This window comes from Promicromonospora sukumoe, from assembly GCF_014137995.1.
Taxonomy (GTDB): domain Bacteria; phylum Actinomycetota; class Actinomycetes; order Actinomycetales; family Cellulomonadaceae; genus Promicromonospora; species Promicromonospora sukumoe.
In genome coordinates, this window is record NZ_JACGWV010000001.1 from 3,282,973 (window position 1) to 3,306,553 (window position 23,581).

A 23,581-nucleotide genomic window follows, 5' to 3' on the forward strand; every position below is an offset into this window, starting at 1 on the left:
TACAACCGGGCCCGCGATGCCGCCGTCGGGCCGCCGTCTCAGATTGAGACACCGGACCCCTGCTGCGCCGTCCCGCGCCGACATACGTTCGCGGCAGTCGGTGTCGACGAGGTCACCGAGGGACGGAGAACAGCATGTACACCAAGGACGGCGAGCGCTACTTCATCGTCGACGCGCACATCGCCCTGTGGGACGCGCGGCCGGAGAACCAGCGCAACGTGCACGGCAAGCAGTTCATCGACTGCTTCTACGACTACCACGCGAACCTGTCGCCGGAGTCGGAGAAGTGGTCGTACGAGGAGTACCTCTACCAGGGCGGCGAGCGCCTGAAGAGAGACCTCTTCGAGGACGGCTACGTGGACCACGCGATCTTCCAGCCGGCGCACCTCGGCGAGTTCTACGTCAACGGGTTCGGGCAGACCGAGGAGGCGTTCGCCCTCGCGCAGGCCGACCCCGGCCGCCTCACGTACAACCACCACTTCGACCCGCGCAACGGCGAGGCGGGCCTGGACCAGCTCCGGGCCGACGCCGAGCGGATGAACCTCAAGGGCGTGAAGCTCTACACCGCGGAGTGGCACGGCGAGTCGCGCGGCTACAAGCTCAGCGACCCCTGGGCGTACCGGTACTTCGAGGCGTGCCGCGAGCTGGGCATCACCAACATCCACGTGCACAAGGGCCCCACGATCCGGCCCCTGGACCGGGACGCGTTCGACGTCGCGGACATCGACCACGTGGCCAGCGACTTCACCGACCTGAACTTTGTGGTGGAGCACGTGGGCCTGCCGCGGCTGGAGGACTTCTGCTGGATCGCCACGCAGGAGCCGAACGTGCACGGCGGCCTGGCCGTGGCGATGCCGTTCATCCACACGCGGCCGCGCTACTTCGCGCAGATCATGGGCGAGCTCCTGTACTGGGTCGGCGAGGACCGCATCCAGTTCTCCTCCGACTACGCGCTGTGGACGCCGCGCTGGCTCGTCGAGGCGTTCGTCGACTTCCAGATCCCGGACGACATGTCGGCCGAGTACGGCCCCATCACCACCGCGCAGAAGAAGAAGATCCTGGGCCTGAACGCCGCGAAGATGTACGGCATCGAGGTGCCGGAGGAGCTGCGGCTGCCCGACGCCGGCGAGCCCGCCGTCGGCCCGCGGGAGCCGGAGCGTGCCGACCTGGCGGGCGCGCGATGAGCACGCTCACGCGGGTGCCGACCGAGGCCGACGTGCGCGGCGCGCTCGGCGTCGTCATCGACCCGGAGCTGGACGAGCCGATCACCGACCTCGGGTTCGTGCGCTCGGTCGCGCTCGACGGCGGCCGCGTCGAGGTGCACCTGCGGATGCCCACGTCGTTCTGCTCGCCGAACTTCGCCTACCTCATGGCGTCCGACAGCAAGGACGCCCTGACGGCGCTGCCCGGCGTGACGCACGTCGTCGTCGAGCTCGACGACCACCACGACTCGGCGATCATCAACGCGGGCCTCGCCGCCGACGCCGGGTACCGGGGCACGTTCAAGCACGAGGCCGAGCAGGACCTCGACGAGCTGCGCACCACGTTCCGGCGCAAGGCCCACACGGCGGCCATGGAGCGCGCCCTGACCGCGCTGCTTCGGGCCCGGCCTGCCGTGCAGGTGACCGAGCTGGGCACCATCCGCCTCTGGGACCTCCCGGACGACGCGACGACGGCGGCCCTGCTGCGCCGTCGGGCCGCGATCGGCCTGCCCGACGACGCCGACGCGCTGGTGCTGGTCGACCACGAGAACACCGGCTACGCGCCGGACCGGGCGCCGATGGCGCTGCGCCGCGCGCGGTCCACCCGCATCTCCGTGGAGGGCAACGCCCACTTCTGCCGCGGCCTGCTGCGCACCCGCTACCCCGGGTCCGAGAAGGACCAGTCCCCCACCAAGGAGCACACGTCATGACCAGGATGCGAGCCGTCCAGGTGGTCGGCTACCACCAGAACCTCGAGCTGACCGAGGTCGACGTCCCCGAGCCCACCGGCCCGTTCGACGTCGTCGTGAAGATCGGCGGGGCCGGGGTGTGCCGCACCGACCTGCACATCCTCGAGGGGCAGTGGGCGCAGAAGTCCGGCGTGACCCTGCCGTACACGATCGGGCACGAGAACGCCGGGTGGGTACACGCCGTCGGCAGCGCGGTGACCAACGTCGCCGAGGGCGACAAGGTGATCGTGCACCCGCTGATCACCTGCGGCCTGTGCCGCGCGTGCAGGTCCGGCGACGACGTGCACTGCGAGGTCAGCGCGTTCCCCGGCATCGACACCCACGGCGGGTACGCGGAGTACCTGCGTACCTCCGCGCGCAGCGTGGTGCGGATCGACGACCGGCTGGAGCCGTCCGACGTCGCCGCCCTGGCCGACGCCGGTCTGACGGCGTACCACGCGGCCGCGAAGGCGGCCCGGCGGCTGACGGCGCGCGACCGGTGCGTCGTCATCGGGGCCGGCGGCCTGGGGCACATCGGCATCCAGGTGCTCAAGGCGCTCACCCCGGCCGAGCTGATCGTCGTCGACCGCAACCCCGACGCGCTCAAGCTCGCCCTGGACATCGGGGCCGACCACGGGATCGTGGCCGACGGCGCGCACGTCGAGGAGGTGCTCGCGGCGACCGGCGGGAGCGGCGCCGAGGTGGTGGTCGACTTCGTGGGCGAGGGCGGCGCGACGTCGGAGGGCCTGCGGATGCTGCGCGAGGCCGGCGACTACCACGTGGTCGGGTACGGCGAGAACATCGACGTGCCGACCATCGACGTCATCTCCAGCGAGATCAACATCATCGGCAACCTCGTCGGGTCGTACAACGACCTGTGCGAGCTGATGGTGCTCGCCGCCCGGGGCGCGGTCACGCTGCACACCGCGAAGTACGCGCTCGACGACTTCCAGACGGCGATCGACGACCTCGACGCCGGGCGGGTCCGGGGGCGCGCCATCCTGGTCCCGTAGGCCCTGGTCCAGCAGGCGCGCCCCCGGGGCGTCAGCGCGCGGCGTCGACGGCCGCGTGGATGGCGTCGAGCTCCTCCCACGCGACCGTCGGGCGCTCCAGGCCCCGCCGGTCCAGGTAGGCCTGGGCCCGGGCGCGCAGGCCGCGGACGAACCGGAACGGCGTCAGCAGGCCCGCGGTCCGGACGCCCTCGACGACGCGCTCCGGGCGGAACACGAGGCCGCCGTCGGACACACCGCCCTCGGACGCGCCGCCGTCAGACACCGTGAGCTCCCCGAGCACCACGAAGCTCCGGTTCCCGGCGAGCTGCTCGTCGTGCCGGTGGAAGAGCAGGCTCGCCGGACCCGGCTTCGCGTCGACGCCGGGGACCAGCAGGCCGCCGTCGGCGGCCACGGGGACCACGCGCTCCAGGGTGGGCCGCCCGTCGTCGTCGAGCCGGGCCAGGACGCCGCTGGTGAAGCTGCCGAGCTCCCGGGCGACCGGGGCCGGCAGGCCGGGCATCGCGGGGACGGACAGCGGCCCCCTCGGGGCGGGCAGCGCCGGGCGTGTCGTGACGACGACGGGCGTCACGCTGATGATCAGCCGCATGTAGTACACGTCCAGGAGGCGGCGGACGAGCCCCCCGGTCGACAGGGCGCGCGACGACGGCTGCGCCGACGAGATCCGCTGCCACAGGTCGGCGTTGCGCGCGAAGCTGGTCACGATCTCGTCCGGGCTCTCGCCCTCGCCCTGGAGCAGCACCTGGCCCGGCCGGTCCGGCACCGAGAGGTCCAGGCCGCTGCCCGTCGGGTCCGAGAACAGGAGGGCGACGCGGGGGTCGCGGCGCACGTTGAGCGCCTTCTGGGCGAACCCGATCGACGTGGACAGCACGAAGGTCTGGTCGGCGGGCCGCCAGACGCCGGACACCGGCCACGCGACCGGGGTGCCGGACCGCGAGATGGTGGCGACCTCGCAGGTCAGGTAGGACGACATGATGCGGGCAACACCTGGATCGACCAGCTGGTCGTGTTCCATGAGGAGTCTCTTCCGTACGGGTTCCGGAGCGGGGCGCGGAAAGTATGGCAGCGTTTCCGCAGGTCAGGTTTCCGCGGGCAACCGTCCCTGGGCGGCGGGCTACGATCCGAGACGATGACCCGCACCGACTCCCCCGCGCTCGCCGCGGCCCTGCGAACCAGCCTGCCCGACGGCGCCGTGCTCACCGAGGACGTCGAGCGCTACGCCCACGACGACGCCGAGTGGGCCGACCACGCGACGCCCGCCGCCGTCGTGCTCGCCACGAGCCTGGACGACGTCGTCGCGACCGTGCGGATCGCGGGCGAGTACGGCGCGCCCGTGGTCCCACGCGGGGCCGGGACGGGCCTGTCGGGCGGGGCGAACGCGATGGCCGGCGCCGTCGTGCTGTCGCTGGAGCGGATGACCCGGATCGTCGAGGTGAACGCCGCGGAGCGGTACGCCGTGGTCGAGGCGGGCGTGCTCAACGACGACCTGCGCCGGCACGTCGCGCAGCACGGGCTCTGGTACCCGCCGGACCCGGCGAGCCAGGCGATCTCGACCATCGGCGGCAACGTCGCGACCAACGCGGGCGGCCTGTGCTGCGTCAAGTACGGCGTGACCCGCGACTACGTGCTCGGCATGACGGTGGTGCTCGCCGACGGCTCCGTCGCCCGGCTCGGCCGGACCACGGCCAAGGGCGTCACCGGCTACGACCTGACGGGCCTGATGGTCGGGTCGGAGGGCACGCTGGGCGTCGTCGTCGACGTGACGCTCAAGCTCCGCCCGCTCGGCGGGCGCGAGGACCGGGCGATCGTCGGCTGGTTCCCCTCGCTGGCCGACGCCGGGAACGCCGTCGCCGCCGTCTCGGCCGCCGGCATCGTGCCCGCCGCGCTGGAGCTCATCGACAGCACCTGCCTGCGCGCCGTCGCCGACTGGCAGGGCTGGACGCTCCCCGAGGGCGCGGCCGCGCTGCTGCTCGCGAAGGTCGACGAACCCGGCGCCGCGGGCGAGGCCCTCGCCGACCGGGTCGCCGCGTTCTTCGAGGAGGCGGGCGGCACCCAGGTGGAGCGCGCCTTCGAGGCGGACGAGGTGGACCGGCTCTTCCTCGCGCGCCGCCTCGCCTACCCCGCGCTCGAACGGCTCGGCCCCGTGCTCACCGAGGACGTCTGCGTGCCGCGCGGCGCCGTACCCGAGATGCTGAGCCGGATCGAGCGGATCGCCCGGGAGGCCGACGTCGTGATCGCGAACATCGCGCACGCGGGCGACGGCAACCTCCACCCGCTGATCATCGCGCCCGACGGCGACGACGCCGCCAAGGCCCGCGCCAAGACGGCGTTCGACCGGATCGTCGACGAGTGCCGGGCGCTGGGCGGCACGGTGACCGGCGAGCACGGCGTCGGGCTGCTGAAGCTGCCGGGCGCGGCGGCCGAGCTGAGCCCGGCGGTGCTCGCGATGCACCGGGCGATCAAGGACGCGCTGGACCCGCGGGGGCTGCTGAACCCGGGGAAGGCGTTCCCGGCGGCGGGCTGACGGGCTGACCCGGCTGGACAAACCGGACCATGCAGCTGCTGCCAGGACAGCGCTCTCCCTGGCAGCAGGTGCATGGTCCGTAATCGCCGGTCGTCCCAGCACACCGGGCGGGTCGGCCAGCCTCCGGGCGAACCGCGGGCCTCAACGGCCTGATTCACCCCCTGGTCCCCGGCGACCCGGCACCCCTACACTGGCGACCGCGTGTTTGAAACGTTGCAACGGAGCTCGTTCTCTCGACACCGCACCCGCCTGGAGGCGTCATGGCCCTGGACCGCAGAACGTTCCTCAAGACCGCCGGCGTCGCGTCGACGTCGGCCGCCCTGCCCGTCGGCACAGCCGGCACCGCCGCCGCGTTGCCGGGCCAGCCCGGCGCCCTCCGGCTGACCGACCCCCTCGTCGAGAAGAAGACCAGCCCGCTCGGGATCGACGTCGACCGCCCCCGGTTCTCCTGGACCGTCGCGACCGAGCGGCGCGGCGTCGAGCAGAAGTCGTACCGCCTGCGGGTCAGCACCACGGGGCCACGCCCCACCACGGTCTGGGACAGCGGCGTCGTGCGCTCCCCCGAGTCGGCCAACGTCGAGTACGCCGGGCCCTCGCTCGACGCCGCGACCGAGCACACCTGGCGGGTCGACGTCGTCACCACGCACGGGGCGGCGTCGGCGACGTCGGGCTTCCGCACCGGGCTGTACGCCGACGACGACTGGGCGGGCGCCGCCTGGATCGGCAACGAGCGCGTCCCGGACCAGGTCACCGACCTGCGGTTCGACGGCGCCGCGTGGATGTGGGCGGCCGAGGGCGACCTGCCCGGCCAGGACCGGGCGTTCCGGGTCACGCGGCCCGCGCCCGACGGCGCGCACGCCACCCGGGCGGAGGCTCTGATCACGGCCGACGACTCCTTCACGCTCTGGGTCGACGGCACCGAGGTGGGCGGCACCGAGCCCGCCGAGAACGGCTGGCAGGCGGGGCGCTTCTTCGCGACTGACCTGTCCGGGGGCGCGTCCAGCACGGTGCTCGCTGTACGCGGCACCAACGACGCCGTCAGCGCGGGCGCGGTGCTCGCCGTCGTCCGCCTGACCTACTCGGACGGGACCACCGCGACCCTGACCAGCGGGGACGAGTGGAAGGCCGCCACCGACTTCGCGGACGACTTCGCCCGCCCCGACCTCGACGACGCAGGCTGGGAGCAGGCCGCCGAGATCGCGACCTACGGTTCGGGCCCGTGGGGCAGCGGGGTGCGGCTGCCGACGCCGGACCCGCAGCCGGCGCCGCTGCTGCGCACGGAGATCGAGGTCGGGGCCGGGCTCGCGAGCGCCACGCTGTACCTGGCCGCGGGCGGGTACGCCGCCGTGTCGGTGAACGGGCGGCCCGCCGACGACAGCGTGCTGGCGCCGGGGTTCTCCGACTACGACGACACCGTGCAGTACACCGCGACCGACGTGACGCGGCGGCTGCGCCGGGGCCGCAACGCACTGGGCGTCGAGCTGGGCCGCGGCTTCTACGGGATGACCGGCGGCAACGTGTGGCGCTGGGAGGCGCCGCCGTGGCACGACGAGCCCGTGGCGCGCGCGGTGCTGCGCCTGGAGTACGCCGGCGGGCGCGTCGAGCGCGTCGTCACGGACGGGACGTGGCGCCTGCACGCGGGTCCGACGGTGTTCGACGACCTCTACGGCGGCGAGCGGTTCGACGCGCGGCGGGCGCTGCCCGGCTGGGACACGATCGGGTTCGACGACGCCGGCTGGGCGCCGGTCACCGTGGCGCCCGGGCCGCGGGGCGTGCTGGTCAACCAGCGTCAGCAGCCGATCGAGGTCACGGAGTCGCTGCCCGCCGTCGAGGTGACCGAGCCCGAGCCGGGCGTGTACGTGGTGAAGTTCCCGCGCGTGATCGCGGGCTGGGTGCGGTACTCCGTCACGGGTCCGGCCGGCGCGACGGTCCGGGCCGCCCACGGCGAGAAGCTGACCGCGGCCGGGCGCGTGAACCTGAGCAACAACGGCGGGTTCCAGGCCGGGTTCCAGACCGACCGGTTCACGCTGGCCGGCACCGCGCGGCCGGAGACGTGGGAGCCGCGCTTCTCGTACAAGGGCTTCCAGTACATCGAGGTCACGGGCTGGCCGCAGGACGGGCCGCCGCCGCTGTCGGCCTTCACCGCGCGGGTGGTGCACACGGCCGCCGCCGAGACCGGGACGTTCGACAGCTCCAGCGACATCATGAACCGCACGCACCGGGCCGTGGTGGACACGCTGAAGAACAACATCCACGGCATCCCGACCGACACCCCGATGTTCGAGAAGAACGGCTGGACCGGCGACGCCGCCGTCGGCGCCGAGATGTTCCTGGTCAACCTCGACGTGCACGAGCTGTTCGCCAAGTGGCTGCGCGACGTGCACGAGACCCGGGACGAGGCGGGCCGCCCGCTGGTCATCGCGCCGAGCTCCGGCGACTGGGGCGAGTGGGGCGTGTGCCCGCCGTGGCACGCGGCGTACGTGATGATCCCCTGGTGGCTCTACCAGTACGGCGGCGACACCCGCGTGCTGACCGACTGCTACGACGGCATGAAGCGGTACGTCGACCTGGAGTTCGACCGCTCCCAGGGCGGCATCGTGCCCGACGCGCGGCTCGGCGACTGGGTGAGCCCCGAGGCGAGCCCGGCCGGCGGCAACGCGCCGGAGGACCTGCGGGTCTCCGCCACGGCGTTCCTCTACGCGATGACGACGTCGATGCGGCGCAGCGCCGGTTTCCTGGGCAAGGCGGCCGACGTCGAGCACTTCGCCCGCAACGCCGCCACGATCAGGGCCGCCTTCAACGACGCCTTCCTCGACGCCGACGCCGGGCACTACCGCGGCACCGGGGACCGGGGTTACCGGCAGACGCACAACGTGCTGGCCGTGGAGTTCGGGCTCGTGCCGGACGCCGCGACGACGACGCGGGTCGTGGACAGCATCGTGGCCGACGTGCGCGCCAAGGGCACCAAGCTCAACACGGGGGTGCTCGGCACCAAGTGGCTGCTGCCGGTGCTGACCCGGCACGGGCACGCCGACGTCGCCTACCAGCTCGCCGTGCAGACCGGCTACCCGAGCTGGGGCTACATGATCGAGAGCGGCGCGACCTCGATGTGGGAGCACTGGTCGCGGGAGGCCCGCTCCTACGGCCACTACTTCCTCGGCACCGTGGACGACTGGTTCTACCAGCACGTCGCGGGCATCCAGGCCTCGCCCGAGACCGGGTTCCGGGACCTGACGATCGCCCCGGCGGTCACGGAGCACCTGGACCGGGCGAGCGCGAGCGTGCGGACGCCGTACGGCACCGTGTCCAGCGCGTGGCGGCGCACGGGCGGGCGGCTCCGGCTCAGCGTGACCGTGCCCGTGGGGTCGACCGCGACGGTGCGCCTGCCGGTCGACGACCCGGACGCCGTCACCGAGCAGGGCCGCCCGCTGGGGCGCGCCGAGGGGGTCCGCGACGTCGCGGCCGAGGACGGCGCGGTCCTGGTGCGGGTCGGTTCCGGCCGGTACACGTTCGTCGCGTAGCGCCGTCCGCCCCGGAGGCCTCAGGCCTTCGGGGCCTGCCGCTCCGCCTCCAGGTACGACTCGGGCGGGTCGAACTGCGCGAGCACGAGCTCGGCGCCGAACGGGTCGCGGATCAGCGCCTCCTTGCTCCACTCGCCGTCCTCCTTGTGGAGCACCGTCGCTCCGCCCCGCTCGGCGTCCGCGGCGGACCGGTCCCGGTCGGCGACGGCGAACGTCACCTGCCAGTGCGCCGGGCCCTCACCGGTCAGCATCCCGGCCACGACGTCGGAGAAGCCGGGCGGCACACCCTCCTGCCGCTCGTTGATGCGGGGGTCGACCGTGGCGGCCAGGTGGTCGCCGTACCCGGGGACGCGCGCCATGCCCGCCCCCAGGTCGTCGGTGCGCTCCCAGCCGAGCAGCGGGCCGTAGAACCGCAGCGCGGTGTCCAGGTCCGGCGTGAACAGGTTGCTGAAGTTCCAGGTGTCCGGCGCGTTGACGGCCTGGGCGCCGGGCCGCCCGTCCGCCTGGAAGAGCCGGCTGGGCGCGCCCTGCGGGTCGACGATCCGCGCCATGCGCCCGGCGCGGTGGTCCGGGGGCCCGACGTCCTCCGGCCGCGAGCTGACGACGCCGCCCAACTCGGTCACCCGCGCGACGGCGGCGTCGACGTCGTCCACCGCGAGGTAGGTGTGCCACGCGACCTCGCCGTCGAGGCCCGCGGACGGCGTGGCGATGGCGGCGACGGACGTGCCGCCGGAGTCGTCCAGCGACGCGACGACGTAGCGCCCGGGCGCGCCGGGCGGGAGCTGTTCGGTGAACCGCCAGTGGAACAGGTCGCCGTAGAAGCCGAGCGCCGCGTCGACGTCCGACGTCTCCAGGTCGACCCAGCTCGGCACGCCGTGCGGGTAGGTCCGAGGGGTGGTGGGTGTGTCAGCCATGCCGTCCTCCAGATGGGGTTGCGCTACTGACGATCCTGCCTCCCGCCACTGACATCCGCCGCTGGGCCGGGACGACGCTCACCGGAGCCGGCGCGACCGTGCTCTCGTCCCCCGCGAACACCACGTGCCGCTGCACCGTGTACCCCGCCAGGAACAGCGTCGCGTCGGTGACCGCCTTGGCCGCCAACAGCGGCACGCCGAGCGTGCCGGTCAGGGCGTCGAGCATGCCGTAGCTCGCGGCGAGCAGCAGGCCCGCGAGCGTCGCGTACTGCACGGCGGACCGCCGGGCGGGGGCGCGTCGTCCGGCACGGAAGACGAGGTGGCGGTTGACCAGGTAGTTGACGCCGGCCGAGACGAGGCGGGCGCCGACGACGCTCACGAGGAGCGATCCCGTGAGCGCCTGGAGCGCGAGGAGGAGCGCGGCGTCGAGGACGAACGCCGTCAGGCCGGAGGCGGCGAAGGCGAGCAGCGGGCCCAGCACGCTCGCGGAGTCGTGCAGCGGCCGGAAGTGGGACGAGCTGTTGCGTTCCAGGTAGACGGTGGTGATCGGCACCTGGGCGAGCCGGACGGGCCAGCGCGTGGCCCGCAGCAGCACGCGCTGCTCGTACTCGAACCGGTCGCCGGGCACAGCCAGGAGACGCGGGAGCAGGTCGGGGGCGTAGCCGCGCAGCCCGGTCTGGGTGTCGGGCAGGCGGACGCCGGTGGCGAGCCGGAAGGCGTGCGCGCTGACGGTGTTGCCCACACGGCTGCGCAGCGGCACGTCCGGCCCGGAGAAGGATCGGACGCCGAGCACGACGTCGCCCGCCCCCGCCACCAGGGCGTCGGCGACGGCGCGGACGTCGTCCGGGGTGTGCTGCCCGTCGGCGTCCGCGGTGACAACGGGGGTGCCGGGGCCCGCCAGCAGCCGCGCGAACGCGGTGCGCAGGGCCGCGCCCTTGCCACGGTTGCGGTCGTGCCGCAGCACGGGGACGCCCCGGGCCTCGACGGCGGCGAACACGTCGGCGAAGGCGGGACCGGAGCCGTCGTCCACCACCAGGACGTCGGTGAGGCCGCGCGCCGCGAGGCCGTCGAGCAGGCTGGTCAGCCGCGCGTCGGGCCGGTAGGCGGGCACGACGACGACGGGGGTCACGGGCTCCGGGCCGACGGACACCGCCCTCACCCCGCCACGTACAGGATGTCGGAGGTGGCGCGCTCGCCGCCGTTGGACGGCTGGTTGACGACCTCGCCGTCGAAGTAGAGCGTCGAGGACCCGCCGCCGTCGAGGTTGTACGCGGTGGTGGCGCCGAGGTCGGTCATGATCTGGGCGAGCTCGGTGAGGGTGACGCCGCGGCTGTAGCCCTCCTGCCGCCCGTCGACCACGACGATGACGTAGTGATTCTCGTCGATCACGCCGATGGCGGTGCGCGGCTGCTCGCCCTGGATGGAGTGGTTGCCGACGTTGGTGTCGACCTCGACGTCCTCGATCCCGTCCACGACCGACCCGTCCTCGACGAGCGCGGGGCCGAAGGAGACGGTGTTCCACACGCCGTCGGCGACGAGCTCGTCGGCCGTGGTGGTGGTCTCGTCGTAGACCTCGGCGTGGCCGTCCGTGTAGAAGGCGAGGCCCTCGCGGGCACCGTCGTCCCGGTAGACGACGCCGTTGCGGATCACGATGCCGGTGTCGCGGAACCCGTAGTAGTCGCCGTTGACGGCGAGCACGGCGCCGACGTCATCGGCGATGTCGCTGGTCTCGTCGGTGATGTTGGTGCCGAACTGGTCCTGGGCGAACGCGGAGCGGAGCTGCGTCGCGTCGTCGACCTGGACGTCGGCGACGTAGTAGGTGACCGTGTCGTCGCCCTCGCCGGTGCTGACCTGGCTGACGGTGATCCCGGTGTCGTCCGAGGTGTAGGAGTCGTCGGTGACCGTCGCGTCGGCGTCGGCTGCGTCGGCGTCACTGTCGGAGCTGCTGTCGTCGTCGGCGCCGCCTGTGGAGGAGGTGACGCCTTGCTCGGCCTCGTAGGCGGAGACGTCGGCGATCTCGACGTGCTCGACGAGGTACCGGTCGGCGGCCCAGGCGACGCCGCCGACCGTGGGCAGGAGGAGGCCGGCGGTGATCGCGAGGGCGATCCGGCGCCGGCGGCGTGGGTGGTGGGTCGATGTGCTCATGCGAACCGATGGAACGCGGTCGGCCTATGCCTGCGCCCCGGGGCGGCTCGGAGTTCTCCGAGAGTGCTGGGCGTCTCCTGGACGACGTCGGGCCTCGCCCTGCTCCTGCGGGACCTACGGGACCGCCCGCTCGCGGTGCCGCCGCACGGCAGCGCGGTTGGCGCAGCGCACCGAGCAGTACCGCTGCCGCCCGTTGCGGGTCACGTCGACGACGACGTTGGCGCAGGGCTCCGACGCGCACCGCCCGAGCCGGTGCATCCCCCGCGTGACCAGGTGCAACGCCGTGCCGACGCCGATCACGGCGCGCAGCACCGCGGACAGCACCTGGTTGTCGTCGCGGTAGTGCAGGTGCCAGCCCTCGCCGTCGTGGTCGGTGAGGCGCGGGTACGCCGCGACCGCCGCCATCTGGGCGTTCAGCAGCGCGGCGCGCTCCCCCGGGTCGGCGGCGTCGACGACGCGGAGCCAGTCGTCGATCACCTGGCGCGAGCGCGCATGGTCCGCCGGCGCCTCCCGGAACTCCATCGTCATGCCGAACTCGCGCGTGCGGGCCTCGATCCCCGCCCGGTCCGCCGGCCAGTCGTTGGCGAGGGACGCGGCGAGCAGCACCGCGTACTCGCCGTAAGGGTTGAGATGCATAAGGCCATTACAGCATCGTGGGTGCCATGACGACGAGCGACACCATGAGCGCGCCCCTGACCAGCCCCAGCGCCCCCGCCGACGCCGCCCGCGAGGCCGGGCACGAGCACTCGTGGACCACGGAATCGCGCCACCCGACGTCGGCCGGTCACGTGCTCTACGTCCGGTGCACGGGGTGCGGGGCGCACCGCGTGGACCTGCAGGCCCGGACGGACGCGCCGCCGGCACCCCTGAGCAGGGCGGTCGGCGCTACGGAGCGGACGGCGCGACGGTCAGCACCCTGACGACGTCGTCGATACCGGCGGTGGCCCGCGCCACGTGCCACCAGCCCGGATACGGACCTCCGCCTGCTCGGCCAACGGCCCGTGTCAGTGGTGCCGGATACCGTGCGAGCCGTGACGCACACAAACTTCCCGGCACTGCCCGAGGCCCTGCCGGCCGGCCGCATTGTCGATACGGCCGAGCACGACAGAGCGCCGTCCGCCGCGCCGGCGAGGGGCCTCCTGTGGATGTCGGACGCACCGGTCGACGCCGCGGGCGTGACGTGGACACGGCTCCGGAACGACCACGAGCGGTCCGGCCTCTATCCGGTGCTGCTGGAGCACGACTATGACGACAGCAGGAACGACCGCTGGTCGTTCTTCGGGACGGCTGGCGGCCTCGACGTCGATCCCGAGACGGCCCTGCGCACGCTGTGGGACCGGCTCCAGGAGGACCGGGAGCCGGAGGAGGACGACGAGGACGAGATCCCTGAGGAGGAGTGGCCCGCCGGCCCCTGGCCGGGGCTCGCACCAGCCGGCACCGGCGAGGACAGCCCCTGGGCGATGGCCGAACAGTACGCGGCCCATCTCCAGGACGACCCGGACCTCCACGGCCGACCGCCGCGGTGGCGCCTCGGCCTGATCCCCGCCGACACCGGCGCCGGCGCTCTCACGCTCGTCGGCTGGGACGGACCGTGCAACCACACCAACCAGGTCGAGCTGATCTCAGCGGCCCTGCGGACCTGGGAGGAACGGTTCGGGGTGCGTGTCGTCGGCCTCGGGTCCGACAGGCTCTGGGTGTCGGTCGCCCGGCCGCCGAAGGACCTCGACCACGCCCGTGCCGTGGCACTGGAGCACTTCGCGTTCTGCCCGGACAACCTGTGGCAGGGCGGTTACGAGTCGCTCGACGCATATGCCGCCGCGCTCGTCGGGGCGAACAGCTGGACCTTCTGGTGGGACTGACCGCTACCGCTCGACGTCGCTCCGTTGACGGGCCGCCTCCCGCGCGCGACGACGGCGGTCACTCATGAATGCCTGCCGGTCGTTGAAGAACGCCCTGGGCATCCGTTCACCGGCCAGCCGGATCACCCGCCCGGACCGCGGGTCCACGACGTCGAGCTCTACCATCGCCTCGTCGGCGATGTCATCACTCAACGTCGTGGTGTACCCGGCGGCCGCCTCGATCCGCTGCCTGCGTTCCTCGAGCCAGACGAGAGGTCTGAGACCGCGCACGCCGACGAGCATCACGCACACCAGCCACACCGCGAACGAGACGAAGAGATAGACCGGGGTGCCCGCGTCCTCGGCACGCACCGCGGCGAAGAGGGTCACGACGAGCAGCGGCACCCATGCCAGGGCAGCGCCGCGCCACACCTGACCCCAGAGCTGCGCCGACGGACCGGGCAGGACGTCACGGCGCATGTCCGGGTGCCACTCGTCCGCCGTCACTCGGCGTACCGCTCCACGGACTCGACGCGGAACACCGCGTCGACCGGGACCTCGTCGAAGAAGTCGACGGTGGTCTTCTCCTTCTTGCCGGCGCCGATCTTCTCGACGTACACGGTGCCCTTGCCGTACGTCTCCTCGCCGTCCTTGCTCTCGGCGGTGACCGTGGCGCTGTAGGTGAACGGCCGGCTTCCGGTGTTCGTCACGGTGACCGGCAGCGAGAACCAGCCGGGCTGGACCTCCTCGGGCGTGCCGACCGCGAGGTCCTCGCGCAGGTCGACGAAGCCGACATCCTCCACCTGCGCGACCGTCAGCACCGGCACCTCGGACAGTCCCCCGAGCTGGGTATCCAGCTCCAGGGAACCGGTCACGACGGCGTGGATCCGCAGCACGTCGCCGGTCTCCACGCCGTCGAGCAGCGGCACGTCCCCGACGACGACGGCCGGGTCCTCCAGCTCGCGCTCGGACCCAGGCTGGTCGACGCCGACGCCGCCCAGGAAGCGGTCGTCGCCGGTGGTGCCGTCGAACCGCGCGACCTCGGCGTAGACCACGACGGCGCGCCCCTCGGCCCGGCCCGGGTGCTTGACGACGGACTCCCACTCCGCGGCGTCGACCGCGACGAACTCGTCCAGGTCGGGACCCGCGGACGCCTCGGGAGCCGCCGAGGCGGCGTCCTCGACGATGGTCCGCGCGGTGTCCGACACGAGGTTCGAGACGGTCACCGCGGTGACGACCCCGAGGGCCGCGCCGACCACCGACAGGACGATGCCCGTGATCGCGGCCCCGCGCCCGGTCGGCGGGGAGGTGCGGCCCGAGCGCGCGAGACCGACGATCCCCAGCACGACACCGAGGATCGAGGGCACGAACAGCAGGCCCAGGAACAGCGACGCGATACCGAGCACGAGGCTCGCGGTGGCCTGCGAGTTGGTCGGAGCCGGCGGCCCGCCCGGCGCACCGTACGGCGTCGGGCCCGGGGCGTACGGGTGCGGTGCGTACGGGTGCGGCACCACGGACGGCGGCGCGCCGGGCGGGGGCGCCCCAGCCCCGCCGGCCGACGGCGGAGCCAGCGGCAGCGTGTCCGACGCCGGCGGCTCCGGCGCGGTGAACCTCAGGTCGCGCGTCCGTTCGGACTCCCGCTCGTCCACCGTGCTCCCCTGTCGCCGCGTCGCGTCACGCCCGCCACCAGCGCGTTCATCCGGAGCACGGGCGCTCTCATGAGAAGGAATCCTACGGGCCAAGATCGGACAATTGTGGGAAAAACCCGCAGGATCACCACGGCCCCCGGGGTGAAGCGCGCGGCGCGCCTCACACCCGCACGTCGAGCTCCCCGACCACCTCGCCCAGCAGCTCGCCCGTGGGCCGGAACCCGCACCTCAGGTAGAACTGCTCCGGGCTCCGGGCATGGGTCGCGTCCCACAGGACGGTGATCCGGTCCACGCCGCGGCGTCGGGCCTCGGCGGCGACCTGCTCGACGGCGAACCGCCCCACCCCGCGCCCCCGCGCCGCCGTCGCGACGTTCAGCCGCCAGATGCCCGCGCGGAAGGCCGGCTCCGGCTCCTCGGGACTCCAGTTCGCCATGACGAAGCCGACCACCACGCCGTCGTCGGTCACCGCCCGGGGCCACGCCGTCGGATGGACGTACGCCTCGGCGACCGACCAGACCGTGGGCGCGACCGGCTCGTCGTCCGCGGCCTGCGGCGGCAGGCGCAGGACGTCGCCGAGATTGTCGACGCTCAGTTCCTCGAGTCGCAGCACCATGCCTCCGAAGGTACGCGCCACCACTGACACTCAAGATCACACTCCGACATGTATTAAGGGGGCGCCGGCACCACGTGCCGACGCCCCGCCGTCGAACTACTGCCCGGTGAACACGAACTGCGAACCCGGCTCCTTCTCGACGTCCCCCTCACCGGAGTTGGTGACGGTCACGTTCGACAGGATCGCGTTGCCACGAGCGCCGCCCATCGCGAGGATGCCGGACCCGTTGTTCGACCTGTCGATCCGCACGTTGGTGATGCGGACGTCGCGCATGTTGCCGCCGCCGTTCTTGAACTGGATGCCGTCGTACGTGGAGTCGACGATGTCCGTGTCGCGGATGGTGACCCCGGTGATGTCGTGGGTCTGCGGGAAGATCGTGATCGCCCCGAACTCCTGGTCCTCGTTCCAGAACGCCCCGCCCGTGCGGTACAGGCCGTTGTTGGCGATGAGCGTCGTCCCCGAGAACGGCAGGGGGTCGTGGTCGGTCGCCAGCATGATGCCGGGGTAGTTCATGGTGTCGTAGACCAGGTTGTTCTCGATGGAGTTGTCGTAGCCGCCGTAGATCGCGATGCCGTTGGCGCGCCACGGGAGCTGGACGGTGTTGTTGCGGAACGCGTTGTCGTGGCCGATGTCGACGTTGCGGTCCTTGACGTACGGGTTGGCCCAGACGGCGAGCGCGTCGTCGCCCGTGTTGCGGAACGACGAGTTGAAGACGAGCGAGTTGCGCGTGCCGTTGCTGAAGTTGATGCCGTCCGCGTAGGTGTTGCGGATGCGCATGCCGGAGAACTCCAGGCCGTCGCCGGGGCCCCACAGCTCGGGGATGTTGGTGTAGTCGCGCCCCACCCACACGCCGACGTTCGCGTGCTCGATCCACACGTTGGTGATCTTGGTGTTCTGCCCGAACCGGCCGTTCAGGCCGACGCCGCCCTCCTCCTGGCCGTTGTTGCCGCGGATGTCGCCGGAGCCGAAGATCGCGATGTCGGAGATCTGGACGTTGTCGTCGATGTCGAACCCGAAGTTGCCCTCGTGCGGGTGGTTGATGACGCCCGGGGCGAGGTGCGGCTTGATGAGGCTGTAGAGCTGCGAGTGCCACATGCCCGCGCCGCGGATCGTGACGTCGCTGATGCCCACCTGGTTGTGCGTGCCGCGGTTGAGCGGGTCGTCGGTGAGGATCTTCTTCTCCTGGCGCCACTGGCCGGCCGGGATCCACACGCAGTCGATCTCGCCCTCCTGGTTGGCGGTGACGGCGGCCTGGATGGCGGCCGTGTCCTCCAGCCCGTCGTTCGGGATCGCGCCGTACTCGGTGATCGACGTGCACTGCGCCGGCTTGGACGTGGGCGGCGCGACCTGCTCGAGCTCGACCAGGTCGATGATGTAGAACGCGGCATCGTCGCCGGCGTCGCGCTGCAGCTTGAACACCGTGCCCGCCGGGAAGGACCGGTTCAGCAGGGCGTGCGACTCGTCGAAGAGGCGCCGGGCGTCGCCGCCCGGGGTGTTGACGAGGCCCTCGGGCTGGTCGGTGGTGCCGTACAGCCACGAGTGCTTGGACGAGAGGGTCAGCTTCTGCACGAACTGGCCGTCCGCGTAGAGGCTGATCGTCTTCTCCTGTCCCCCGCCGCCCGCGGCGTCGGGGATCGAGTTGCGCACCACGATCGAGTTGGTCGGGTTGGTCGACGTGAACTGCACGTACTGGCCGGTGCTGTTCAGCCGCACCGACTCGCGGCCCGACGACTCGGTCGCGAAGTTGGTGTGCCCGAACGTGCGCAGCGGGTCGGTCTGGAGCAGCGTGCCCGTGTGCTGCCCGTCCTCGGCCTCGTAGGTGGTGTACGGCACGGCGGCGCCGCGGCCCACGGTCACCGCGAGCGTGCCGGTGTTGTTGTCCTCGTTCGTCTCGTCGACGACGTCGGTCGCGTCGGCCGTGGCCGTGACCGTGACGCCGCCATTGGTCGCCGTCCACGTCGCGGACGGCGTGACGGTGACGGTGCCGCCCGCGGGAACGGCCGGCGTCGTGCCGTTCAGGGTGGTCGAACCCGCCACCACGCGGGTGACGGAGCCGGCCGGGACCGCCTGGTTGCCGCGGTTGCGCACCTGGACGGAGAAGGAGACGGCCGCGCCGACGGCGGGGCTGGCCGGGTTGGAGGTGACCGAGACGACCTCCAGGTCGGGCCCGGGCGCCTCGCCGACGACGAGCTTCGCCGTGGCCGTGAACCCGTTGTCGGTCTCGTCCTGCTCGGCCACCGTGTTGCCGGGGTCGACGACGGCGCCGACCGTGTACTCACCGGCGGGCTTCGTACCGGCAGCGACCTGCACCTGGGCGGTCGCGCCGGGCTGGAGCGCGGCGACGTTCGCCGAGCCCGCCGTGCTGCCGCCGAGCTTCCCGTCCAGCGTCGTGGCCGCCGAGGCCCGGTCGCCCGTGTTCCGCACGGTCGCCGTGAGCGTCAGCGGTGTGGTCGCGGTGGGCGACGCCGGGGACGCCGTCACGGCCGTGACCGTGAGGTTCGGGTTCGGCGCCGGGGCGCCGTAGACCCCGAGCTCGGCGACCTGGCCGTTGCCCGCGCCCGTGTTGGCGGTGAACCGCAGCCGGACGTCGGTGACGGTGCCGCTCACGGGGATGTCGACGAGGTTGCCGCTCGACGGCGCGAACGCGTACGCGGCGGACGCCTTGATCTCCTGCCAGGCGGCCGTGCCGGAGCGGCCCCAGACGGAGAAGGTCTGCGTGCGCTGGCCCCATGCGCCGTCGGGGTTGACGCGCACCCGCACGCTGCTGACCTGCGTGGGCGCGGCCAGCGAGACGTCGAGCGTGGACGGGTACTGCCCGCCGGCGCCCTCCCAGTAGGTGTTCGTCTGCCCGTCCACGGCGTTCGCGGCGACGTACGTCCACTCGGTCGACGACGCGGCGGCCGGCCGGTTCAGGGCGTAGTTGGTGCCGGTCGGGTCGGTGGGATCGGTCGGGTCCGGCGGGTCGGTCGGGTCGGGATCGCCCGTGGGCGTGCCCCAGACCTGCAGCTCGGAGACCTGGCCGTTGCCCGCGCCGGTGTTGGAGCTGAACGCGAGGCGGACCTCGTCGGCCTCCGCGTCCACCGGGATCTCGACCTTGTTGCCGCTCGCCGGGTCGAAGGCGTACGCCGCCGAGGCCTTCAGCGTCCGGTACGACGACTCGCCCTCGGAGCGGCCGAGCACGCTGAACGTCTGGGTGCGCGGCGACCACGCGGCGGGCGGGGGCAGCGTGACGACGACGCGCTCGACGTCGGCCTCCGCACCCAGGTCGACCGTGAGGTGCGCCGGGTACTGCCCGCCCGCACCCTCCCAGTAGGACCCGGTGTTCCCGTCGTTGGCGTTGCCCGCGACGTAGTTCTGCGTCACGGACGACGCCGTGATCGGCTTGCCGAGCGCGAGGTTGGTGGCGTCCGCGGCGTGCGCGACGACGGCCAGGCCGAGCGGCGCGACGAGCGCCAGCGCGGCGCCCGTCACGACCGTGTGCTTCCAGGGGATTCTCATGAACGTCCTCGTTCTCCCGCCGGGGGCGGGCTCGGCCACCCGCGGGCATCGTCGCCCGACGACGGCGCGACCGGCTGGAGCTGGTGCGTCGACGTCCTGGGTGGATCGGGTCGGCGCCACCGAGGCAGCCCGCTGGAGGGCTGCGTGCCGGGGGCGAGAGTGCAGAGTTGCAGTACGTGCACTGCTTTGTGCTCGTTGTCTGTCAAATTCTTGCAGTCTTGCGGTTGGGATATTACGAGGGCGAAACCTGGGGCGTCAAGGGTCCGGGGGCGTCCCGGAGCGCGCCGGGGCGTCGTCGGCAAATCACGTCGCCCCGATGGACGCCGTCCGCTACGGTCATCCCCGCGACGGCGTGTAGCTCAGGGAAGAGCACCCGGCTTGGACCGGGAGGGCGCGGGTTCGTCACCCGCCACGCCGGCCGACGACGTGTAGTTCAGGGAAGAACACCGGGCTGATCCCGGAGGGCGCAGGTTCGGAGCCTGCCACGTCGGCATGTCCTACGAGGAGCAGCAGCTGTTCGCTGCCGTGCAGACCGCCGTCGGCCACCCGGAAGCCGCCACGCGGGAACGCGCGCACCGGCGCGCCCAGGCCTGGGTGCAGCACCTGGCCGGGGTGCTGGCCGGCTCGATCACCACGGGTACCCGCGTACCGGTGCGCGGCCTGCCCGCCTGGGTCACGCTCGACGTGCTGCACGGCGGCTTCGCCTCCGGCAGCGCCGCCGCGGGCGGCACGTTGGCCGACGACGAGCGCGACCTCGCGCGCGAGGTCGGCGTGCCGCTCACGCGTGCCGGGCTCAACTCCTGGTTCCTGACCGACGAGGGTCGCGCGCGCCTCGAGGCGATGCTCGACGACGGACGCTACGACGTCGTGCACCCGGAAAACGCAGCGCTGCTCGTGGTCGCATGGCTGGTCCGGGCGGGCGACACCCCGGCGGCGGTCTCCCTGCTGGAAGAGGTGGGCCCGTTCCTGGACCGGATCCGCTTCTACCCGGTCGCGACGGAGCAGTCCGAGGCGCCGGCCGGTCAGGTCTTCCGGCGGTCGGAGGCGACCACGCACGAGGTGCTGGCCTCGCGCGCACCGAACCCTCGCGTGGAGGCGCAGCGCGAGGCGCTGACGGTGTGGGCGCCGTTCGCGGACGAGCTCCTGGCGCTGTGGTGGCCCCTGGCCGACGGCGGGACGGCGCTGCCTGACCGCTCCGCGCTCGCCGACGCCGCCGTCCGGTACCGCGCACTGGCCGCGACCCACACTCGCACCACGGCGCACACCAGCAGCAAGACCAACCTCGGCGTCCTGGTGGCGGCGACGCTCCGGGCCGAGGCCGACGACGTCCTCCCCGACGGCGAACGTTCGCGGGTCGCCCACGCGGTACGCAGCATGGCCGCCAAGCGTGGCGCGCCCGGCTCGGCCGACCTCGCACGGGCTCGTGACCTGCGGCGGGACGCCGTGCGGGCGCCGTCGTACGCGGCCGTGGCGCACGTGGTCGCCGAACGTCTCGACGACGAGGCCACGCGCCGCGGCGTGGTCGACCCGGACGCCGTCCTCGTTCCGGTCGCCGCCGGGGAGGCGACCGAGGCGGTACCCGCGGGCGCGGCCGTCCCCTCGTCCGCGGTGCGGATCGTCGGGCTGGCGGCGCAGGCCACGGTCGAGGAGCTGCACGAGCGCGGCGTCGTGCCGTCGGCCGAGGTCCTGGCCGAGCTCGCCCCGCAGCTCGTCGGGGCGCAGCACGCCGCGACCTACCCGGACCCGGACCTCGGGCTGCTGATGGCACGGACCTACCGCGCGTTCCGTCGCCGGCGGTCGCTGCTGCTGACCGACCTCAGCGCCCAGGTGAAGCTCGCCGAGCTGCCCTGGGTGGTCGCCGTCGCCCCCTACCGGACCGTCGACGACGCGGCGCGCGACGCCGCCGCGGCCGCCCTGCACCAGATCGGCGGCCTGTACCTGGAGTGGTTCGGCGGCACGCCGCTGCCCAACCCGCTCCTGGTCGAGCTCGAAGCCCTCGCGGGCCAGGCCGGACTCGACGTCCCCCTGGTGCCGGAGCTGGCCGCCGACATCTTCCAGGACGCGTTCTCCGGGCGGTTCCCGACCGCCGCCGCGCTGGTGGCGGCGCACGCCGGCCCCGCGTACCTCACGTACTACGGGCTCGGGAACGACCTCGACGACCTCGCGCGGCACGGCTACGACAAGAAGGTCTTCGCGAAGATCTGCCGGCGCCGGGCGGCCGACGCCGGGAGCGGCGACTCCTGGTCGGTCACGCGCAACGGCATGGTGATCGAGCAGGCCCAGCTCCTGACGAGCCACAACCTGGCGTCGCTGGCCGCCCTGGGCGTGCCCGCGGACGCGGAGGCGACGGCGCGGGTGGCGTTCGACGAGGTGCTGCGCCTGGTGCGGTCCGCCTCCCGTCCGGGGGCGGACCGGTACCTCGCCATGAGCGACGCCCGCGCCGCGGGCCTCGCGTGGCGGCACGTCGTGTGGTTCACCGCGCTGCTCCCCGAGCAGGCGGCCCGTGCACTGGTCCACGACCTGAAGACCCTGACCGGTCACGAGTCGCCGCAGCTCATGGCAGCACTATCCGACCTGGCCGCCGCCTGCGCCGGAACCGCGCCGAGCCGGGCACTGCTCGGCTGGTCGAACGGTCCGCACCCGCTCCTCGTTGCGGCGTCGGGCGGGCGCTCGGCCCGGTAGCCCGCGGGCCGACGAGGACGCTGCAAAAGATCCCCCGCTCCCGCGGTGGTGCGCCAGGCGACACAGGCGGACCGTGGAGAGATGGACACGGGCACGGACACGGCGCCTACCGACGCCGTTTCCACCGACGCAACCTCCGCCGAGGCCGTGGCCGACCGCCTCTTCGGCGCGATCCTCGGCACCGTCGACCTGCTGTCGACGGTCCTCGGCGACCGCCTGGGCTGGTACCGATCGCTGGCCGACGACGGTCCCGCCACACCGCCGCAGCTCGCCGAACGCACCGGCACGGACGCCCGCTACGCTCGGGAGTGGCTGGAGCAGCAGGCCGTCACGGGCCTGCTGCACCTGGACGCCGACGGCGCCCCCGACGAGCGCGTCTTCAGCATCCCGCCGGGCACCGCCGAGATCCTGACCGACCCCGACAGCCTGAACCTGCTCGCGCCGATCGGCCGTATGCTCGGCGCGGTCGGCGCCGCGCTCCCCCGGCTCCTGGGCGCCTACCGCACCGGCGACGGCGTGAGCTGGGACGACCTGGGCGACGACGCGCGCGAGGGCCAGTCGGACGCGAACCGGCCGTGGTTCGAGCACCGGCTGGCGGGCGCGCTGGCCGGCGTCGCCGACCTGCACCAGCGGCTCACGCGGCCCGACGCCCAGTTCCTCGACGTCGGCTCCGGCGGCGGCTGGTCGAGCATCGCGCTCGGCCGGGCGTACCCGACCGCGCGGGTGCGCGGGATCGACATCGACGCGCCGTCGGTCCTCATGGCCACCGAGAACGCCCTGGCGGCGGGCGTCGCCGACCGGGTCCGGTTCACCCACGGCGACGCCGCCGACCTGCCCGCCGGCCGCTACGACGCGGCCTTCGCCTTCGAGTGCGTCCACGACATGCCCCGGCCCGTCGAGGTGCTCGCCGCCGTCCGGAGGTCGCTCGCGCCGGGCGCCCCGCTGATCGTCATGGACGAGGCGGTGGCCGAGACGTTCGCCCCGGACGGCGACGACGTCGAGCGCCTCATGTACGGCTACAGCATCCTCATCTGCCTGCCCGACGGGCGCTCCAGCAGCCCGAGCGCGGCCACCGGGACGGTGATGCGCCCGGCCCTGCTGCGGGAGTACGCCGAGGCCGCCGGGTTCCGCGAGTTCGAGGTGCTGCCGGTCGAGGACTTCGCGTCCTTCCGCTTCTACCGGCTCGCCTGACCGCGCCGTCAGCGCCGGCCCTCTCGTGCCGTCCTTATCCCGTCCTGATCCTGTCCTGGCCCCGGC

At 73.2% G+C, this 23,581-nt stretch carries 18 protein-coding genes and 2 tRNA genes; 11 read left to right on the forward strand and 9 right to left on the reverse strand.

Going from position 1 to position 23,581, the window contains the following annotated elements; translation table 11 throughout:
* Window positions 1–134 precede the first annotated feature (134 nt).
* From FHX71_RS14560 to FHX71_RS14570, 3 genes are read left to right on the forward strand one after another with little or no spacing between them, the layout of a single operon-like run.
* Window positions 135–1,184: an amidohydrolase family protein gene (locus tag FHX71_RS14560; protein ID WP_182617450.1), complete on the forward strand. Its 1,050-nt coding sequence runs from the start codon at window positions 135–137 to the stop codon at window positions 1,182–1,184.
* A complete protein-coding gene (locus FHX71_RS14565; protein WP_182617452.1) occupies window positions 1,181–1,912 on the forward strand; it encodes an iron-sulfur cluster assembly protein in 732 nt (243 codons plus the stop codon). The genes FHX71_RS14560 and FHX71_RS14565 overlap by 4 nt, the downstream gene beginning before the upstream one ends.
* The gene (locus FHX71_RS14570) at window positions 1,909–2,943 is read left to right on the forward strand and encodes an NAD(P)-dependent alcohol dehydrogenase (protein ID WP_220489689.1); all 1,035 of its coding nucleotides are present in this window, start codon (window positions 1,909–1,911) and stop codon (window positions 2,941–2,943) included. The genes FHX71_RS14565 and FHX71_RS14570 overlap by 4 nt, the downstream gene beginning before the upstream one ends.
* Window positions 2,944–2,974: 31 nt before the next feature.
* Here FHX71_RS14570 and FHX71_RS14575 read toward each other — a convergent pair whose 3' ends face one another.
* The gene (locus tag FHX71_RS14575; RefSeq protein WP_182617454.1) at window positions 2,975–3,955 is read right to left on the reverse strand and encodes a pyridoxamine 5'-phosphate oxidase family protein; all 981 of its coding nucleotides are present in this window, start codon (window positions 3,953–3,955) and stop codon (window positions 2,975–2,977) included.
* Window positions 3,956–4,069: 114 nt separating this feature from the next.
* Between FHX71_RS14575 and FHX71_RS14580 the strand changes: the two genes are divergently transcribed.
* Both FHX71_RS14580 and FHX71_RS14585 read left to right on the forward strand, forming a co-directional pair.
* Window positions 4,070–5,464, forward strand: coding sequence for an FAD-binding oxidoreductase (locus FHX71_RS14580; protein WP_182617456.1), 1,395 nt, complete (start codon window positions 4,070–4,072; stop codon window positions 5,462–5,464).
* Between the two features lie 260 nt (window positions 5,465–5,724).
* Window positions 5,725–8,985: a family 78 glycoside hydrolase catalytic domain gene (locus FHX71_RS14585; protein ID WP_182617459.1), complete on the forward strand. Its 3,261-nt coding sequence runs from the start codon at window positions 5,725–5,727 to the stop codon at window positions 8,983–8,985.
* Between the two features lie 20 nt (window positions 8,986–9,005).
* Here the strand turns inward: FHX71_RS14585 and FHX71_RS14590 are convergent, their stop codons facing one another.
* The 4 genes from FHX71_RS14590 to FHX71_RS14605 all read right to left on the reverse strand — a co-directional run bounded on the left by FHX71_RS14590 (window position 9,006) and on the right by FHX71_RS14605 (window position 12,680).
* Window positions 9,006–9,899 (reverse strand): VOC family protein, encoded by an 894-nt coding sequence (locus FHX71_RS14590; RefSeq protein WP_182617462.1) that lies wholly within the window; start codon window positions 9,897–9,899, stop codon window positions 9,006–9,008.
* On the reverse strand, window positions 9,892–11,058 hold the full coding sequence (locus tag FHX71_RS30060; protein ID WP_182617465.1) for a glycosyltransferase: 1,167 nt from the start codon (window positions 11,056–11,058) through the stop codon (window positions 9,892–9,894). The genes FHX71_RS14590 and FHX71_RS30060 overlap by 8 nt, the downstream gene beginning before the upstream one ends.
* A complete protein-coding gene (locus FHX71_RS14600; protein WP_182617467.1) occupies window positions 11,055–12,044 on the reverse strand; it encodes a phosphodiester glycosidase family protein in 990 nt (329 codons plus the stop codon). The genes FHX71_RS30060 and FHX71_RS14600 overlap by 4 nt, the downstream gene beginning before the upstream one ends.
* Window positions 12,045–12,158: 114 nt before the next feature.
* Window positions 12,159–12,680: a CGNR zinc finger domain-containing protein gene (locus FHX71_RS14605; protein ID WP_182617469.1), complete on the reverse strand. Its 522-nt coding sequence runs from the start codon at window positions 12,678–12,680 to the stop codon at window positions 12,159–12,161.
* A gap of 26 nt (window positions 12,681–12,706) precedes the next feature.
* Here FHX71_RS14605 and FHX71_RS14610 point away from each other — a divergent pair, with 26 nt between their 5' ends.
* Window positions 12,707–12,964 carry a hypothetical protein gene (locus FHX71_RS14610; RefSeq protein WP_220489690.1) on the forward strand — a complete coding sequence of 86 codons (258 nt, stop codon included), beginning with the start codon at window positions 12,707–12,709 and terminating at the stop codon, window positions 12,962–12,964.
* A gap of 111 nt (window positions 12,965–13,075) precedes the next feature.
* Complete coding sequence (locus FHX71_RS30065; protein WP_220489691.1) at window positions 13,076–13,903, forward strand: DUF4253 domain-containing protein; 828 nt, start codon at window positions 13,076–13,078, stop codon at window positions 13,901–13,903.
* A 3-nt stretch (window positions 13,904–13,906) separates the two neighbouring features.
* Here the strand turns inward: FHX71_RS30065 and FHX71_RS14620 are convergent, their stop codons facing one another.
* From FHX71_RS14620 to FHX71_RS14635, 4 genes are all read right to left on the reverse strand, one after another.
* A complete protein-coding gene (locus FHX71_RS14620; RefSeq protein ID WP_182617471.1) occupies window positions 13,907–14,287 on the reverse strand; it encodes a hypothetical protein in 381 nt (126 codons plus the stop codon).
* A 98-nt stretch (window positions 14,288–14,385) separates the two neighbouring features.
* Window positions 14,386–15,531 carry a DUF4190 domain-containing protein gene (locus FHX71_RS14625; protein WP_182617473.1) on the reverse strand — a complete coding sequence of 382 codons (1,146 nt, stop codon included), beginning with the start codon at window positions 15,529–15,531 and terminating at the stop codon, window positions 14,386–14,388.
* A gap of 160 nt (window positions 15,532–15,691) precedes the next feature.
* Window positions 15,692–16,144 carry a GNAT family N-acetyltransferase gene (locus FHX71_RS14630; RefSeq protein WP_182617475.1) on the reverse strand — a complete coding sequence of 151 codons (453 nt, stop codon included), beginning with the start codon at window positions 16,142–16,144 and terminating at the stop codon, window positions 15,692–15,694.
* A gap of 96 nt (window positions 16,145–16,240) precedes the next feature.
* Complete coding sequence (locus FHX71_RS14635; protein WP_182617477.1) at window positions 16,241–19,642, reverse strand: CARDB domain-containing protein; 3,402 nt, start codon at window positions 19,640–19,642, stop codon at window positions 16,241–16,243.
* Window positions 19,643–19,990: 348 nt separating this feature from the next.
* Between FHX71_RS14635 and FHX71_RS14640 the strand changes: the two genes are divergently transcribed.
* The 4 genes from FHX71_RS14640 (at window position 19,991) to FHX71_RS14655 (ending at window position 23,515) form a co-directional block, all read left to right on the forward strand.
* Window positions 19,991–20,060 (forward strand) — tRNA-OTHER (locus tag FHX71_RS14640).
* 4 nt (window positions 20,061–20,064) lie between these two features.
* Window positions 20,065–20,133 (forward strand) — tRNA-Ser (locus FHX71_RS14645).
* A gap of 1 nt (window position 20,134) precedes the next feature.
* Window positions 20,135–22,324: a hypothetical protein gene (locus FHX71_RS14650; RefSeq protein ID WP_182617479.1), complete on the forward strand. Its 2,190-nt coding sequence runs from the start codon at window positions 20,135–20,137 to the stop codon at window positions 22,322–22,324.
* A gap of 81 nt (window positions 22,325–22,405) precedes the next feature.
* Window positions 22,406–23,515 carry a class I SAM-dependent methyltransferase gene (locus FHX71_RS14655; protein WP_182617482.1) on the forward strand — a complete coding sequence of 370 codons (1,110 nt, stop codon included), beginning with the start codon at window positions 22,406–22,408 and terminating at the stop codon, window positions 23,513–23,515.
* Window positions 23,516–23,581: the final 66 nt, after the last annotated feature.

Bases quoted from the DNA above. Each gene is read 5' to 3' on its own strand.
- FHX71_RS14560 (WP_182617450.1), top strand. From the start codon at position 135: ATGTACACCAAGGACGGCGAGCGCTACTTCATCGTCGACGCGCACATC.
- FHX71_RS14565 (WP_182617452.1), top strand. From the start codon at position 1,181: ATGAGCACGCTCACGCGGGTGCCGACCGAGGCCGACGTGCGCGGCGCG.
- FHX71_RS14570 (WP_220489689.1), top strand. From the start codon at position 1,909: ATGACCAGGATGCGAGCCGTCCAGGTGGTCGGCTACCACCAGAACCTC.
- FHX71_RS14575 (WP_182617454.1), bottom strand. From the start codon at position 3,955: ATGGAACACGACCAGCTGGTCGATCCAGGTGTTGCCCGCATCATGTCG.
- FHX71_RS14580 (WP_182617456.1), top strand. From the start codon at position 4,070: ATGACCCGCACCGACTCCCCCGCGCTCGCCGCGGCCCTGCGAACCAGC.
- FHX71_RS14585 (WP_182617459.1), top strand. From the start codon at position 5,725: ATGGCCCTGGACCGCAGAACGTTCCTCAAGACCGCCGGCGTCGCGTCG.
- FHX71_RS14590 (WP_182617462.1), bottom strand. From the start codon at position 9,899: ATGGCTGACACACCCACCACCCCTCGGACCTACCCGCACGGCGTGCCG.
- FHX71_RS14600 (WP_182617467.1), bottom strand. From the start codon at position 12,044: ATGAGCACATCGACCCACCACCCACGCCGCCGGCGCCGGATCGCCCTC.
- FHX71_RS14605 (WP_182617469.1), bottom strand. From the start codon at position 12,680: ATGCATCTCAACCCTTACGGCGAGTACGCGGTGCTGCTCGCCGCGTCC.
- FHX71_RS14610 (WP_220489690.1), top strand. From the start codon at position 12,707: ATGACGACGAGCGACACCATGAGCGCGCCCCTGACCAGCCCCAGCGCC.
- FHX71_RS14630 (WP_182617475.1), bottom strand. From the start codon at position 16,144: ATGGTGCTGCGACTCGAGGAACTGAGCGTCGACAATCTCGGCGACGTC.
- FHX71_RS14635 (WP_182617477.1), bottom strand. From the start codon at position 19,642: ATGAGAATCCCCTGGAAGCACACGGTCGTGACGGGCGCCGCGCTGGCG.
- FHX71_RS14650 (WP_182617479.1), top strand. From the start codon at position 20,135: ATGTCCTACGAGGAGCAGCAGCTGTTCGCTGCCGTGCAGACCGCCGTC.
- FHX71_RS14655 (WP_182617482.1), top strand. From the start codon at position 22,406: ATGGACACGGGCACGGACACGGCGCCTACCGACGCCGTTTCCACCGAC.